Genomic DNA, 15708 nt, shown 5'->3' on the forward strand with positions numbered 1-15708 from the left:
CCGACGATACGGGCAACAGGCCAGTCAAGCACGATCGGGGCCGGGGGAATCATGAACGAACACGCAGCGCGATGCACGCCGCCTGACGCCTCATCGAGCAGGCGACCACCCGCGTGGACCGAACCCGCGATGCCGCCGGGCTACGGCGCGCGTCGTCTCCCTCCCGATTACTGACAGCCGGCGCGCGCAACCGCGCCCGGAACACCGCTTTCTCACCGACATCCTGTGCACCGACGCACACGCGTATCGGGCCGCTCGCGGCCGGCGTGGCGACGCACGTCGCGCACTCGACGACCGACATAACAATTCGAACGAGGGACGCAGCATGGCCATCCGTGTGCCAGTGACACGCCGGACTTTTCTGAAGCTCGCCGGCAGCGGCGCCGTTGTCGCCGTTTCGGTTACGCATTTGCCGGCACTCGTACTCGCCGCAGGCGAGACGCAGGCCGATGCGGACGGCCCGAGCTGGGCACCGGTGCCCGGAAAGGCGCGCTGGCGCATCGATGGCGTGCCGAAGGTAATGGGCCAGAAGATCTACGCGCGCGACTTCAAGTCCCGCGACTTCGTCGGCTGGCCGCAGCAGGAGAACTGGCTTTATGCGCTGCGCTGCGACCGGGTCGACGCGGTGTACCAGGGCTACGATCTCGGCGTGCTGCCGCACGAACTGCAGCCGATCGCCATTGTCGACAACGCGTTGCTGAGCGCGCGCAGGATCAATCTTGCACCGCGGCCCGATCCGATCGCGAACCAGGACATCTACTGGCTCGCGCGGGTGGGTCATCCGGCGGACTGCTACGGGCAACCGGCCGCGCTGTTGATCTTCGAGAACTTCGATATCTATCGTCGCGCGAGGAAGCTGCTCGATTTCAATCGCGGCGTGATCCGCTACGGCGCGCCGGTCGGCGCCGGCCAGGCCGCACCGGTCGTGCCGTATTCGCCCGTGACCGTCTACGTGCGCGACGACGCACGGCGGTTCAACTACGTCGACAACTACGAGGCCGACAGCACCGGCAAGCCGACCGCGAAGTATCTGGAGGAACGCGAGGCGGCGGTCGCCAACATCGATGCGACGATTGCCCACCACGCGGCCGCCGGCACGTGGATCGGCATTCGGGCGACGGGCGACGACGGGTTCGAGACGCCGGCGATGGATCCGATGTTTATGGAGCCCGAAGCGGGACTCGCATGGTACGACGCGTCCGCCTCGAAGATGAGCCTCGTTCTCGGCACGCAGTCGGCGAACGACGATGCGATCGGTGCGTGTGCGCTGTTCGACGGCAGCAACGTCCCGGTCAAGGAGGCCCAGGTCATCGCGTGCTACCCGGGCGGTGGTTTCGGCGGACGCGACAAGTCCTATTTCCCGCTGTATCTGGCTCTTGCGGCGCCGTTCGCGAAGGGCGCGCTGCGTTGGCAGCAGTCACGCTACGAGCAATTCCAGGTTGGCCTGAAACGCTGCGAGACGCAGTTCTCCGAATCGCTGTGGTTCGACCGCCGCGGCAAGCTCGAAGCGATCACCTGCGATTTCCTGATGAACGGCGGCGGGAAGAAGAACCTGTCGCCGTACGTCGCGCAGCTTGCCGCGTTGAGCGCGATGAGCTGCTACGAGATTCCGCGGGCACGCGCGCAGGCCGCGTCGACCTACACGCGGGAAGTCTTCGGCGGTTCGCAGCGCGGCTTCGGCGGGCCGCAGGCGTTCATGGCGATCGAGACGCTGATGGACGAGGCTGCACGCCGGCTAGGGATGTCGCCGTTCGAGATCCGGCGCGCCAATCTGCTCGGCAAGGCGCCCGCTCTCGGCAAGGGCCGCGCGATCACGGGCGCGCCGATCCTGTTCGACCTGCAGCTGGACGCGCTGCTCGACCGACTCGAACGTCATCCGTTATGGCTCGAGCGTGAGCAGATTCGTGCCGAGCGCAGCGCGCGCAGCCTCCGCTACGGTGTCGGCCTCGCGATGGCGAACGAAGCGTACGGCACCTCCGGCGACGGCATGTTCGGCATGGTGCAGATCCTGCCCGACGGCAACCTGCGCGTGGTCACGCCGTACACCGACATGGGCAACGGCGCGGCCACGACGCTCGGTCTCGCGCCGGCCGAGTTTCTCGGGCAAAACGCGCAAACGATTGCGATGAGCGAGATCGGACCGTTCAACTCGCTCGGGTTGCAACGTTCGAGCAATCCGCCAGACGACAGCAAGTACGTGTGCTACACGTACGGCTCGTCGAGCGCCTGTCTCGGCGCATTTCATCAGTACCACGCGGTCAAGGGCGCCGCGCAGGTGCTGTTTCTGCAGAGCGTGCTGCCGGCCGCGCGCGCATGGTGGGGCGTACCCGTGCGTGCGGAGGACGTGCACTGGACCGATCGCGCACTCGCCGCGAACGGCCTCGCACCGATTCCGTGGGCGACGCTGCTCGGCACGATCAGGAAGCTCGGCCTGCAGACGACCGCAGCCGTGCATGCGAGTTATGCCGGGTATTTCTGGAAGGGAACCTATCCGTTCGCGTCCGGCAGTGCGCAGATCGACTACGACTACGTGGCGGTCGGCCTCGATCCGTATCACCTGACGCCGTTGAAGCGCGTGCTGCAGCCGCCGCCGATCAACACGACACTTTACGGGCGCACGACCTATGCGCCGTCGGCGACGCTCGTCGCGGTGTCCGTCGATTCGGCGACCGGGCGCGTGAAGGTCGAACGCGTGGTGACGGCGGTGAGCGTCGGCCGGCAGTTGTCGCCGGAGCTCGTCGAAGGGCAGTCACAGGGCGCGGTCGCGATGGGTATCGGCAACGTGCTGACCGAAACGTGTCCGCTGGGGCCGGACGGGCCGGGCGGCGGCCGATGGAATCTGGATCGCTACGAGGTCACGCGGCTGCCGGACATCCCCGTGCAGGAGCTGATCGCCTTACCGCCGCCCGGCGGCGATCCCGCGAATGCACGCGGCATCGCGGAAGCGGTGATGTGTCCGATCGCGCCGGCGCTGCTCAATGCGCTCGCGATGGCGACGGGGCGGCGGTTCCGGGTGACGCCCGTGACGCCGGAGAAGATTCGGGAGGCACTGCAATGAGCAATCCGGTCCGGATGATCATCAACGGCAAGCCCGTCGAAGCGGACGCGGCCGACGCGGACATGAACCTCATCGACTTCCTGCACGAGCGGCAGGACCTGACGGGCACCAAGCTGTGCTGCGGCATCGGCGTGTGCCGCGCGTGCACGGTCGGCGTGCGCAATGCGCCCGATGCGCCGATGGAAAAGACGCTGTCGTGCTCGACCCCGGTCAGCGCGATGGCGGACATGCACGTGTACACGGTCGAGGGGCTCGCGCAGGGTGGCGCGCTGTCGCCGCTGCAGCAGAGTTTTCTCGAGTCGTTCGCGTTCCAGTGCGGCTACTGCGTGTCGGGTTTCCTGATGGCCGCGACCGCGATGCTCGATCATCTGCGCGCGCAGCCGGTGCACGAGCGCGATCTGGACGCGATGATCGAAACCTGGGTGGGCGGCAACATCTGTCGTTGCACCGGTTACGTGAAGTACATCGAGGCCATTCGCAAGGTGGCGATACGCTACACGAAGGGGGCGGCATGACGATGAGAAACTGCGTCGTCGCGCTGGCGACGATGCTGGCCGCACAGGTTGCATCGGTCGTGCCGGTTGCGCTCGCGGCGGCAAACGGCGATACGTCGTTGCACGAGTATGCGCAGCGGTGCACCGACGAAATCGGCGAGATTCCCGCGTTCGACTGCAATGACGGCACCGATGTGCCGATCACCGTCAACGGCCGCGTGCCCGTGCGCTACGCAGCACACATGACGTGCGATCGCCCGGCGCTATTGCCCTATGACGCGCCGACGTCCGGACAGTGCACACCGTATTCGAAGATCCTCGACCTGTCGCATGGCGACACGCAGATCTCGGCGTTTTGCCGCCGCAAGCAGATCCGCGCGAATCGGAGCCCGTATTACGACGAAGTCGACATCGTGCTGCATCATGCGGGCAACGGCAAGACCTGCTGGTTTCATGCGGAGCAGGGCGGCACCGCCGGCATGAACGCGGCGCGCGTGCCGCCGCCGAACGAGACGACGCCGCCGCCCGGCCATCCGTCCGCGGCGGAGTTCTGGTGGAAGCCGGCCGCGACTGCGACGAAGCGCTGCGTGTCGTGTCACGACGCGAGCCCGGTCATGTACAGCCCGTGGATCGGCCAGGTCTGGAGCAAGGTGCCGACCGATCCGTGGGGCAAGTACGTGAATCTCGGCGCTGACTTCGCGTCGTGGACGTCGCACGCGATCAGCACGCCGGGCAATACCTGCATCGGCTGTCACCGGATCGGCGATCAGAACAGCTGCAAGATCTACGTGCCGCTCGCGGCCGGTTTGCTGCCGCCGCCGAAGGGAAGCAACGCGCGTGCGAGCCGGTATCCGATGACGCACTGGATGCCGATCGACAACAACAAGAGCCTGTATGAATGGAATGCGGCGAACGCGAAGTCGGTGAGCGACCTGCTCGAATGCTGTTCGGCGCGCGGCAAGGACGATCCGAAGTGCAGTTTCACGCCGGTGGCGCAGGCGGCCAAATAGGTTGCGCGCGGGTTACGCGCCGGACCGCCACGGCGCCTCTCGCGCGCCGCATCCGCGGCCTTGCCGGGCTCGCCCATGACGATACGCGCGGATCGCCTCGGCCGGTGGAGCCACGGTCATGTGATGCGCCGGCTGATGAGCGATGCGCGAGAGAAACCGGGGTAGTAGAAGTTGCCATCCGTCATACGTACCCGCGGTGCGGCGTCACGCGTCGGTGTTTCGCCTACTGAAAGTGATGCACGTACCGCAGCACCATCCGCGAACCCTGCGGGCGGTTACGGGCATGGACTTCGAAGTACGCGTTGAACATCAGGTGATCCTGGGGCGAGAAGCTGTACATTGCACCGGGTCCGATCGCCAGCACGGCTTCCCGCGTGCCGGACACGTCCTGACCGTTCACCTTCGTGTCGGTGGTCTGGCGCAGCCAGTAGCCGTTGAGACCCAGCCGCAGCCCGGGCCGCACTTCATACTCGGTCGCAAAGTTCGCATGAACGGCCTGGCCGGCCTGCGTCGACGTCACGTCCGGCCCGAGCGCGGTCGCCGGCTCGTGATTGGTCGCATTCCACAAATAGTGCAGACGCCACGACACGGTCCACTTCGGCGTGATCCAGAACGTCGCGGCCCAGTACGGATCGAACGACCAGAAATGGCTGCCGGGATTGATCGCGCGCGCCGGATCGTATGCACCGGTCGGCGCAATGAACTGGAACTCCAGCCGCTGCGCGAAGCGCGGCCCCTGCGCGCCCATCACCGGATCGAACTGGATGAACGGTCCGACCAGCAGGTCGCCGAATCCGGCACGCGAATTCAGCGCGACGTTGCCGATTCCGTCGTTCGTATGCACGGAGGCCACCCACGGCAGGATCACGTCGAGCCCCGGATGCATGCCGCCGAACGTCAGCGGCGACTGGTAGACGAGCTGGCTCAGCCCCGCGAACAGGTCGATGTCCTGCTTCGGCAGCCCGACCTTGTTGCCGGCGTTGTCGTTGACGCGTCCGGCGGTGTAGTACGTCAGATACTGCGTGCCGTACCAGCCGGAGCCGGCCGGCGGCATCCCGTCGAGGAAGCTGGTCATCCCCAGGTTGACCGACGGCAGGTCGGTCGCATGCGCCGGCGCGGGGCCGGCCAGGCCGACTAACCCGAGACCTGCGATCGCAAGCAGGCGAGAGCCGCATTTCATCATCACCACCTCCTGAATATTTATTTGTATAACTAATCAAACGACGCGAGAAAGATCGGGATGTGCGGAGATTGCGCGATACTGGCCCGCATGGAACACTAGCGGCGCCTTTCCGAACGCATCGAACTGTTCGATCTGTCCGATGAACAGAAGATGGTCGCCGCCTTCGTAATGGCCCACGTTGCGGCACACGAAACGCGCGCTCGCGCCGTCGAGACAAGGTACGCCGCCCGCATCGGCTTCCACGTGGGACACGCCGTCGAACTTGTCGGCGCTCGGTGTCGCGAAACGGCGCGACAGCTCGATCTGGTCGTGCGCGAGGATATTGATCGCGAAGTGCGTGGCCGCGACGAAGTCCGGGCGGCTCGGCGCGACCTTGCGCAGGCTCCACAGCACGAGCGGCGGGTCGAGCGACAGAGACGAGAACGAATTGGCGGTGAGGCCGACCTTGCGCCCGTCCGCCGAACGCGTCGTGATCACGGTGACGCCGGTCGGAAACTGCCCGAACGCGGCGCGCAGTTGCTGCGGGTCGAGGCCCGAAATGCAGGTCGCGGTGGTGTCCATGTCGCTTACTCCGAACGTGCGGCGTGGTCGCGGATCAGCGCCGCACAGGCCGACGGTTCGAACCACCACGGCGCGAACTGGCGCGGATCGTCGAAGCCATTGACGAGCGTCGCGGCCAGCGACGGCAACTGGCCAGCGGCACCGAGCAGCTCGAGGATGTGCGGCGGCGGCGGGGTGAGCAGCGAGTTGGTCCAGCGCACGACGTGCTGCGCATAGGACCAGTAGCGTTCGAACGTGTCGTGCATCCAGCCTTCGTCGAACGGCTGGGCTTCGCGTGCGAGGATGGCGTCGCCGTATACCTTCGCGCATTTCGCCGCATTGTTCGAACCCTGGCCGGTGATCGGATCGTTGACGACCACCGCATCGGCCATGCCGAATACGGTTCGGCCAGACGGCAGGCGGAAGAAGGGCTTGCGCACGGTCGGCGTGAAGCGGCCGGACAGCGTGCCGTTCGGATCGGTGAGCTCGACGTCGCGGCAGCGCTCGAATTCCCACGGCACATACTGCTGCAGGAACGACAGGCTGCGGTCGAGATGCTGCTCGGGCGTCTTGACGTCGGCCCAGCAGTCGAGCGGGCCGCCGGGGATTCCTTCGAACACCATGATTTCGCACGGGCCCGTCGTCGTCAGCGCGGGAAAAACGAAGTATTCGCCGATGCCGGGCAGGAGGTTGAAGCGCACGCGCGAATACGGCTGGCTCGGCGTCATGCCTTTCACGTAGGTGAGCGCAAGCGCGCGTTGCGGGCGCTCGAATGCGCTGCGTGCGTCGTCGCGGCCCAGCAGGTGCACGATTTCGCCCTTTCCGGCCGCGAGCAGCACGAGATCGTGGCTGAGCGCGAGGTCCTCGAGTTCCGGCACGCCGACGTCGCAGATGCGCACGTCCGCGCCGCGGCGCCGGATCGCGTCGAGCCAGTCGGCCATCTTCACGCGCTGGTCGACCGATTGTGCGTAGCGGGTCAGCCGCGACGACCAGTCGATCGCCTTGCGGCCGTTGCCTTCCGGATGCGGCACCGCGATGCCGATGCCTTCGACGGACGGGCACGCTTCTTCCCAGGTGTTCAGGCCGAGATCGCGTTCGATCTGCAGTGCGGTATGGAACATGCACTGGCTCGACATGACCTTGCCGGCGCGGATCTGTTCCGCGTCGCGGTTGGTCGCGAGCGTGACGTGATAGCCCTGGTCGAGCAGCGTGAAGGCGAGTTGCAGGCCGGCCTGGCCGGCGCCGACGATAGCGATGCGTTTCATGATGAAATCCTTGGTAGAACGAATTGCATGAGGCGAAGTATGGGCGGGAGAAGCGGCTGCCGGTTATTCGGCCAGCCGCGGAATCGCCGGCACCGCCTGCTCGGGACCCATCGCGGAGTAGCCGCCGTCCACCGCGTAGTCGGCGCCCGTCACGAAGCTCGCCGCGTCGCTGCACAGGAACGTGACGACCTGCGCGACTTCCGACGGATCGCCCACGCGCCCAAGCAGATGAAACGGCGCGGCCACGCGATCGGTTTTCGCGCGGTCGCCGTGCGTGAGCTCGTCCATCACGCGAGACCACGTCCATCCCGGCGACACCGAGTTGACGCGAATCCGGTCGCCAGCGAGATCCATCGCCATGCTGCGGGTGAGCTGGCGCATCGCGGCCTTCGAGGTCGGATAGAGCCAGCGGCCGGTCTGTGCACATTGCGCGGAGATGGAACTGAAGTTGACGATCGCGCCGCCGCGCCGCTTCAGGAACGGATGAACGGCCTTGACCAGCATCGCGGCCGACACGACGTTGACGTCCATCGCCGCCAGCCAGTCGTTGCGCGTGGCCTGGATCCCGTTGTCGACGTAGCTGCAGGCCAGGTTGATCAGCAGGTCGATCGCGCCGAAGCGTTCGGCGACCGCCGACACCGCTCGGTCGATCGCGCGGTCGTCGGTGATGTCGGCCGCGATGAACATCCCGCGTTCGCCGAGCGTGTCGGCGACGCGCGCGCCGTTTTCCGCATCGAGATCGAGGATCGCGACGCACGCGCCGGCGCGGCCGAGGTCCTGCGCGACGGCGGCGCCGATCAGCGTCGCGCCGCCGGTGACGATCGCGACTTTGCCAGCAAGGGCAGTCATGGTGTGTCTCCTGGAATGATTGAGTGAAGGCGGCGCGCGTTGCGCGCGCCGCATGCGTATCCGTCGATCACGCGCTGTCGTGCCAGCGCTGCATCAGCCTGTTCGACGGCACGGTTTCGTCGAGCAGCTTGCGCGCCGTTTCGACACCGGCAACGGGCAGCCCGGCCGCGTCCAGCAGGCCGATCTGCACGAGCACGCTCGCCTGGTCCCAGTAAATGTGTTCGTGATACAGCTTGTCGCCGCGGAACTTGACGATCGCGACGAGCGGAATCTCGACACGCTTGCCGGTCGGCGCGACGCCGGGCAGCATCCAGTCGATCTCGGTCGTGTGCGTGAAGCAGAACAGCAGTTCGTCGACGATCTGGCTCGCGCCGACCGTGCGCGAGATCGGCGTGATCGTCGTGTCCGGCGGGTTCGCATGCACGAAGTGATGCGTGTAGAAGCGCTTGAGCTCGTCGTAGCCCACGCCGCCCGTCAGCGTCGGAATATGGTTCACGTAAGGCTGCGCGACCATCGTGGCCATCGTCGCGTCGACGTTGCGCGTGTCGAACTCGTGCCGGAGGTGTTCTTCCCACAGGGCGGACAGATCGTAGTGCGGGCCGAGCGCCGCGCGAAACGCGGCGATCGCGCGCTGGTGCGCCATGACCGCGGCGGCCTTGTCGAAATGATCGCCGCCGACGCGCGCGAACGCATGATCGACACCCGGGTAGACGTACACTTCGACGCCGTCGCGGCCGGCCAATGCAGCGGCGATGCGCTGCTGCGCGTCGGGCGGGCAGAAGCGGTCCTGGGCGGCGATCTGCAGCACGAGCCGGCCGCGCAGATGGGCGGCTTCGTCGAGCGCGTGCTCGATCCCCACGCCGTAATAGCTGACGGCGGCGGCCACGTCCGGCAGCCGGCACGCGGCGAGATACGCGAGCTTGCCGCCCAGGCAGTAGCCAAGCACGCCGGCCTGGCCCGTGCATTCTGGCCGTTGCATCAGCACGGCCAGCGCGGCGGCGATGTCCTCGACGCCCTTGTTTTCGTCGTACTCGCGGTACAACGCCATCGCGCGCTCGAAGTCGGCCGCCGTGTAACCGAGTTCGATGGCGGGCGCCTGGCGCCAGAACAGGTCGGGCACGAGCACCGTGTAGCCTTCCTCGGCGTAGTAATCGGCCACGTCGCGCATCGTCGCGTTCGCGCCGAAGATCTCGTGACACAGCACGATACCCGGCCCCGTGCCGCCGGCCGGCGTGCTCATGTATGCGCGAAACGTCCCGCCGTCCGGCGACGGGATGTCGATGTGTCGTCCTTTCATGTGTCCCTCCGTTCTGTTCGTGACTGGCATGGGCCCAGTATTGGCGGACGAAACGCGCGCTTCTATCCGCTTTCTTCGGCCGGTATCCGCGAATTCCGGAAACCTGCGGATCGGCCCGCCGCGTCGGGGACGGAACGCGGCGCACTGCGGGTATGTGCGGATGCGGAAGGTCCGCACAGTTTTCTACGATGCGCGAACGGTCCACTTCTTGCGTGATGTGCGCAGGGCTTGCGTAGTGTAACGAGGCGGACTGTCCGGATACTCCGGACGCTATCCGGATCGTGCGACGGGGTTCCCCGGAATCGGGAACGCGTGCACGGCGCAGGTGCAATCGAGCACGACGGGAGAACTTCGATGGGGCAATTTTGCGGAGCGGGCTGGCTGGGTGACGCTGCCTGTTTCAACCACGACACGCTGCTGCTGCAGTCAGATGACGTCGACGAGGTGCGCGCGCGGGTTGCGGACGTGTTCAAACCGCATCGGCTTACGCTGACCGGCGATTCGCGCGCGCTGCACGGCCGCATGCATCATGCGCGCTGGGGCAATCTGTCGCTGAATCTGCTCGACTACGGCGGCGAAGTGTCGATCGAACCGGGGCCGCTCGAGCACTTCTATCTGTTGCAGATTCCGCTGCGCGGCGACGCCGAAATCGAGTGCGGCGCGACGCGCTTCGTGTCGTCGCCCGACACCGCGTCGCTGCTGTCGCCGACGCTGCCGCTCCGGATGCGGTGGGGCGAGGCGTGCCCGCAAGTGATCCTGCGCATCGAGCGCGAGGTGATGGAGCGGCATGCGCAGCGGCATTGCGGCGATGACCGGCGCGTGCCTGTGGAGTTCGAGCCGGAATTCAGCCTGTCGTCGCAACAGGGCGCGTGTCTCGCGCAAATGCTGCCGATGCTGGCCGACGCGATCGCGACGGACGGGCATCCGCTGCGCCATCCGCTCGCATTCGAGCAACTCGAATCGACGCTGCTCAACCTGTTGCTGTACGGCCACCCGAACAGCGCACGCAACGGCACACGCCCCGCGCCGGCGCCGCTCGCGCCGTTCTATGTGCGGCGCGTCGAGGAATACATCCGTGCGCATCTCGACGAGCCGTTGACGATCGAACGGCTGGCCGAACTCGCGGGCGTCAGCCCGAGCACGCTGTTCGCCGGATTCCGCAATCGCCACGGCATCACGCCGATGGGATTCGTGCGCCAGTTGCGGCTGCAACATGTGCGCGACGAACTGCTCGACGACGCGACACCGGGGCTCGCATCGGTGACGGACGTCGCGCTGAAATGGGGCTTCGCGCACCTCGGGCGGTTCGCGATCGACTACAAGCGCGCGTTCGGGGAATCGCCGTCGGCCACGCTCCGGATGCGGCGTGCGCGGTGCTGACGGGAGGGCAGCCACAACGCAGGCTCACTTTTTAAAGTCTGGCACACGCGTGAAGCGCGCGCTTGACGCATGTCATGAACGCGGGCGATGCCACTGCGCCGCGTAGGGGCACGCTCCCGTCTCGCGTCTCACCGCGCTAGGATGAATGACGTCATCCTCGATTGCCGGAGACGCACATGAAAATCAGCGAGCCGATGCGAGCCCCGTCGGCGCCCGATACGTCACCGCTGCTGCAGCTTGGCCTGCGGCCGTTCTATCTGACCGGCGCGCTGTTCGCGAGCGTCGCCATCGTCTTGTGGCTTGCGGCCTGGCACGGCGTGCCTGTCGCCGGGCGCGCCGGTCCGATGACCGGGCTCATGTGGCATGTGCACGAGATGATCTTCGGCTTCGTCGCCGCGATCGTCGTCGGCTTCTTGCTGACCGCCACGCGGGCCTGGACTTCGCGCGAGACGCTGCGCGGCCCGGCGCTCGCGGCGCTGTGGCTGCTTTGGCTGGCCGGACGCGTGCTCGTCTGGTCGGGGCCGCCGATGCTCGCGGCCGTCGTCGATTCGTTGTTCTTGCCGGTGACGGCCATCGTGTTGTTGCGCGTGCTCATTTCGGCGAAGAACCGTCACAACGTGTTCCTGCCGGTCGCGCTGCTGCTGTTCGGCGCGCTGAATGCGCTGTTCCATGTATCGGTGACGACGGGGCGGGCCGATCTCGCGTTGCGTGCGGCCTACGCGGCGACGGGGCTGGTCGTGTTCTTCGTCGCGGTGATCACCGGACGCATCGTGCCGATGTTCACGATGAATGCGATTCCCGGCTTCAAGATTCACCGCTTCAGGATCGTGGACGCGCTCGCGGCCCCCGCGGTCGCGCTGACGTTGTTCGCGGACGCGCTCGGCGCACCCGATACGCTGTTGGTCGTCGCTGCGCTCGCGACCGCCGCGCTGCATGCGTGGCGCCTTGCCGGATGGCATTCATGGCGCGTCGGCAAGCGGCCTATCGTGTGGATCCTGCACGTGTCCTGTCTGTGGATTCCGGTCGGCTTCGTGCTGCTCGCGCTGTCGTTCGCTGGCGCGGTCGCGCACTCGCTCGCCGTGCATGCGTTGACCGTCGGCGCGATCGGCGGCGCGATCATCGCGATGATCACGCGCACGGCGCTCGGCCACACGGGACGCATGCTCGTCGCGGGCCCGTGGGAGCAGCTGTGTTACTGGCTGGTGATCGGTGCGGCAGTCATTCGCGTGTTTGGTCCGCTCTTGCCGGGTGTGCCGTACACGGTCTGGCTCGATGCGTCGGGCGCGTGCTGGATCGTCGCATTCGCGGCGTACGCGGTTCACTACGCGCCGTTCCTGATGTCGCCGCGTGCGGACGGTCGCCAGGATTGACGCTCGCGCGTCGTCGGATCGCTGCAGGAAGCGTCGGGCGCAGCATCAGAGCCGCCTTGCGCGCCGGGCACGGCGTCATGAGACGTCGACCGTTGCCGGTCTGATAAGCGATGGTTCGGAGAATGCGTCGCGCCGGCAAGCATCGCGGCTTGCCGGCGGTATCGCGCAACGAGACCGGTTACTGCAGCCGATCTCGTTGCGCGTATTTCAGAAATGCACGACGGTCCGGATGGACTCGCCGTTGTGCATCAAGTCGAATGCCTCGTTGATGCCGGTGAGCGGCTTCGTGTGCGTGACGAACGGTGCCAACTGGATCGTGCCGGCCATCGCTTCCTCGACCATGCCCGGCAGTTCGGAGCGGCCCTTCACGCCGCCGAATGCCGTACCCAGCCAGCGGCGACCGGTGACGAGCTGGAACGGGCGCGTGGAGATTTCCTGGCCGGCGCCCGCGACGCCGATGATGACGGACTGGCCCCAGCCGCGGTGCGCGCATTCGAGCGCGGCGCGCATCACGTTGACGTTGCCGATGCACTCGAAGCTGTGGTCGACGCCCCAGCCGGTCATTTCGACGATAACTTGCTGGATGGGCTTTTCGTGATCCTTCGGATTGACGCAGTCGGTTGCGCCGAACACGCGCGCAAGGTCGAACTTGCCGGGGTTGGTGTCGATCGCGATGATGCGGCCGGCCTTCGCGAGCTTGGCGCCCTGAATCACTGCGAGGCCGATGCCGCCGAGACCGAATACGGCCACCGTATCGCCTTCCTGCACCTTCGCGGTGTTCTTGACCGCGCCGAGGCCGGTCGTGACGCCGCAGCCCAGCAGGCAGACCTGCTCCGGGTTGGCGTCCGGGTTGATCTTCGCGAGGGAGACTTCGGCGACGACCGTGTATTCGCTGAACGTCGAGCAGCCCATGTAGTGATAGATCGGCTGGCCGTTGTAGCTGAAACGCGTGGTGCCGTCGGGCATCACGCCCTTGCCCTGGGTGGCGCGCACCGACACGCACAGATTGGTCTTGCCGCTCTTGCAGAACAGGCACTCGCCGCATTCGGCGGTGTATAGCGGAATGACGTGGTCGCCGGGTTTCACGCTCGTCACGCCTTCGCCGACTTCCACAACGATGCCGGCGCCTTCATGGCCCAGCACGGCCGGAAAGATGCCTTCCGGATCGTCGCCCGACAACGTGAAGGCATCGGTGTGACAGACTCCGGTATGGGTGATCTTGATGAGCACTTCGCCCTTGCGGGGCGGTTCGACGTCGATTTCGACGATCTGGAGCGGCTTACCCGCCTCGAACGCAACTGCAGCACGTGATTTCATGGCAATCCTTTAAAAAATCATCGAATGGATCGAAAGGTCGACGATTCCGCACCGGTCAGCGCAAGTAGGACCGAACGAGGGTCACGATATCGTCGATCGACCCGGAAGCGGGGCGCGATGCGTCCGCGAGCTGGGTGAATTCCTCGCGCAAATGGCTTTCGAGCACGCCGGCCATCACGCCGTTGATCGCGCCGCGAATGGCAGCCAGTTGCTGAAGTATCGGGCCACAGTCCGCGCCCTCCTCAAGCGCTTGCTCGAGCGCATTCAGTTGCCCGCGAACACGGCGCACGCGGGTCAGGACGCGTTTCTTTTCTTCGGGGGAATGCGGCATGGGATCTGTGGGTTTCCGGATACTGGGGGGCAGTATAGAGCAATGTGGCGCGGAGGTATACGGAATCGCTGCCGGGCACACCGTCAGATCAGCAGCGTGAGCGTGCGGAACAGCGCAAGATCCTCGTTGCGCGCCGACCGCGCATGCCGCCGGATCACTTGCAGCAGGCGGTCGATGAAGCAGCGCGCGGCGCCGCTCAGAGTGCTGGTGCGGCGCATGACGATACCGAGTTCGCTCGGCTCGTCGCTCGACCGGGGATATGTGCCGGGGCAGCTGGTCTGCCGTCGACGTCGAAGCAGCTGATGGTGCATGCGGGGATTCGGCATGAGTTCCGACTGGATCGGGCGCGAATGCGGGACGGGCGGCCGGCTTGGCGTCACCCGCTCGCCCAATCGGTGGATCCCGGCGATGTCAGCGACCATGCGCTGTACGGCAATCTGTCGTGGAAGTTCTGAGCGGGGAGGGGCGGCCATTTGCGCTGACACGCGAATGCGTGAACGGCCGGCCGGAGCGCGACGTCGACGTGGCGCGCTCCGTGCGTCAACTCCGCGCCACCCCCGTCGATTCCCGCACCACGAGCTCCGGCGCCCCGATCGTATGCACGGCGGCAGCCGGCTCGACGCCGTCGATCATGTCGAGCGTCAGCGCGATCGCCCGCGCGGCGATCTGCGACGTCGGAAACCGCACCGTCGTCAGCGCGGGGCGGAACTGGTGGGCGAGCTGGATATCGGTCATGCCGACCACCGACAGATCGGCAGGCACGCGCAGCCCAAGATCGGCGGCTGCCTGCATCGCGCCGATCGCCATCAGGTCATTGGTGGCGAACAGCGCGGTGAGGCCCGGCTTCGCCCGCAGCAGCGCGGCGGCCGCTTCGTAGCCACCTTCGATCGAATCGTGAACCGACACCGTCGTCAGCGCCTCCGCCGGATGGCCGCATGCCGCGAGTTCGTCCGCGAACCCGCGCAAGCGCACCGATTGCGGACCGCCCGAGCCCTTGCCGACGAGCGCGCCGAACGCGCGATGCCGCAGCCCGGACAGATGCGAGGCTGCCAGCGCGCCCGCCGCCGCGAAATCGACGGTGACGCACGGCAGCGTGCGCGACGCATGCACGTGCTCCCACATGCACAGCACGATTGACGCGCCGTGGCGTGCGATGTCGGCGAGTTCGGCTTCCGCGAGGTCGGTGTTCATCACGATTGCGCCGGCGGCAAGCGTGCCGGCGATCCGCTCGAGGTAGTTGCGCGTGATCGCAGGATCGTCGTCGGTATTTGACACCAGCAGGTAATGGCCGCGCTTGCGCGCCTCGCGCTCGGCTGCCAGCACGAATTCCGGATAGAACGGGTTCGTGATGTTCGACAGCATCAACGCGAGCGTGGACGTGCGGCCCTCGGCCAGTGCCCGCGCGGTCAGGTTGGGCCGATAGCCGAGCTCGCGGATCGCCGCCATCACGCGCTCGACGGTCGCCGGCTTCACCTTCTGCGGATTGCGCAGCACGTTCGAGACGGTCGCCGCGGTGACGTTCGCGCGCCGCGCGACTTGCGCGAGCGTCACCATGCGCGGCCTCGGGCCGGGCGGGCAATGCTGCACGAGGGAAGGGAAGCGAGGGAGTGTCTG

General features: G+C 66.6%; 13 protein-coding genes and 1 pseudogene. 5 read left to right on the forward strand and 9 right to left on the reverse strand.

All coding sequences use genetic code 11. The annotated features are described in order from the left end of the window. The first annotated feature begins 409 nt into the window (after positions 1-409). The 3 genes from DIE11_RS23590 to DIE11_RS23600 are packed head-to-tail and all read left to right on the forward strand — an operon-like array spanning position 410 to position 4562. Positions 410-3058 carry a xanthine dehydrogenase family protein molybdopterin-binding subunit gene (locus DIE11_RS23590; protein ID WP_260437165.1) on the forward strand — a complete coding sequence of 883 codons (2649 nt, stop codon included), beginning with the start codon at positions 410-412 and terminating at the stop codon, positions 3056-3058. Further along, complete coding sequence (locus DIE11_RS23595; protein ID WP_124627447.1) at positions 3055-3573, forward strand: (2Fe-2S)-binding protein; 519 nt, start codon at positions 3055-3057, stop codon at positions 3571-3573. Before DIE11_RS23590 ends, DIE11_RS23595 begins: the two co-directional genes overlap by 4 nt. Beyond that, a complete protein-coding gene (locus DIE11_RS23600) occupies positions 3570-4562 on the forward strand; it encodes a hypothetical protein (RefSeq protein ID WP_124627449.1) in 993 nt (330 codons plus the stop codon). The genes DIE11_RS23595 and DIE11_RS23600 overlap by 4 nt, the downstream gene beginning before the upstream one ends. A gap of 223 nt (positions 4563-4785) precedes the next feature. On the opposite strand, the gene DIE11_RS23605 is transcribed toward DIE11_RS23600, so the two are convergent. From DIE11_RS23605 to DIE11_RS23625, 5 genes are all read right to left on the reverse strand, one after another. Continuing rightward, positions 4786-5745, reverse strand: a complete 960-nt coding sequence (locus DIE11_RS23605) for a transporter (protein ID WP_124627451.1) — start codon at positions 5743-5745, stop codon at positions 4786-4788. Positions 5746-5778: 33 nt separating this feature from the next. Next, the gene (locus DIE11_RS23610; RefSeq protein ID WP_124627453.1) at positions 5779-6306 is read right to left on the reverse strand and encodes a flavin reductase family protein; all 528 of its coding nucleotides are present in this window, start codon (positions 6304-6306) and stop codon (positions 5779-5781) included. A gap of 5 nt (positions 6307-6311) precedes the next feature. Beyond that, the gene (locus DIE11_RS23615; protein ID WP_124627455.1) at positions 6312-7550 is read right to left on the reverse strand and encodes a styrene monooxygenase/indole monooxygenase family protein; all 1239 of its coding nucleotides are present in this window, start codon (positions 7548-7550) and stop codon (positions 6312-6314) included. Positions 7551-7613: 63 nt separating this feature from the next. Further along, positions 7614-8399, reverse strand: a complete 786-nt coding sequence (locus DIE11_RS23620) for an SDR family oxidoreductase (RefSeq protein WP_124627456.1) — start codon at positions 8397-8399, stop codon at positions 7614-7616. Positions 8400-8466: 67 nt separating this feature from the next. Beyond that, positions 8467-9696 carry a dienelactone hydrolase family protein gene (locus DIE11_RS23625; RefSeq protein WP_124627458.1) on the reverse strand — a complete coding sequence of 410 codons (1230 nt, stop codon included), beginning with the start codon at positions 9694-9696 and terminating at the stop codon, positions 8467-8469. 354 nt (positions 9697-10050) lie between these two features. On the opposite strand from DIE11_RS23625, the gene DIE11_RS23630 reads away from it, so the two are divergent. Continuing rightward, positions 10051-11076 (forward strand): AraC family transcriptional regulator, encoded by a 1026-nt coding sequence (locus DIE11_RS23630; protein WP_124627574.1) that lies wholly within the window; start codon positions 10051-10053, stop codon positions 11074-11076. Positions 11077-11252: 176 nt separating this feature from the next. Further along, a complete protein-coding gene (locus tag DIE11_RS23635; RefSeq protein ID WP_124627460.1) occupies positions 11253-12446 on the forward strand; it encodes an NnrS family protein in 1194 nt (397 codons plus the stop codon). Between the two features lie 207 nt (positions 12447-12653). On the opposite strand, the gene DIE11_RS23640 is transcribed toward DIE11_RS23635, so the two are convergent. From DIE11_RS23640 to DIE11_RS23655, 4 genes and pseudogenes are all read right to left on the reverse strand, one after another. Beyond that, positions 12654-13763, reverse strand: coding sequence for an S-(hydroxymethyl)glutathione dehydrogenase/class III alcohol dehydrogenase (locus tag DIE11_RS23640; RefSeq protein ID WP_059599651.1), 1110 nt, complete (start codon positions 13761-13763; stop codon positions 12654-12656). Positions 13764-13818: 55 nt separating this feature from the next. Continuing rightward, entirely contained in the window at positions 13819-14094 is a 276-nt protein-coding gene (gene frmR / locus DIE11_RS23645) for a formaldehyde-responsive transcriptional repressor FrmR (protein WP_059599650.1), read from the reverse strand. An 83-nt stretch (positions 14095-14177) separates the two neighbouring features. Next, positions 14178-14336: pseudogene (locus tag DIE11_RS37420) on the reverse strand (LysR family transcriptional regulator); the annotation flags it as partial. A 298-nt stretch (positions 14337-14634) separates the two neighbouring features. After that, positions 14635-15648: a LacI family DNA-binding transcriptional regulator gene (locus tag DIE11_RS23655; RefSeq protein WP_124627462.1), complete on the reverse strand. Its 1014-nt coding sequence runs from the start codon at positions 15646-15648 to the stop codon at positions 14635-14637. Between the last annotated feature and the right edge of the window lie 60 nt (positions 15649-15708).

Source organism: Burkholderia sp. Bp9012, from assembly GCF_003853825.1.
In the GTDB taxonomy this organism is placed as follows: domain Bacteria; phylum Pseudomonadota; class Gammaproteobacteria; order Burkholderiales; family Burkholderiaceae; genus Burkholderia; species Burkholderia diffusa.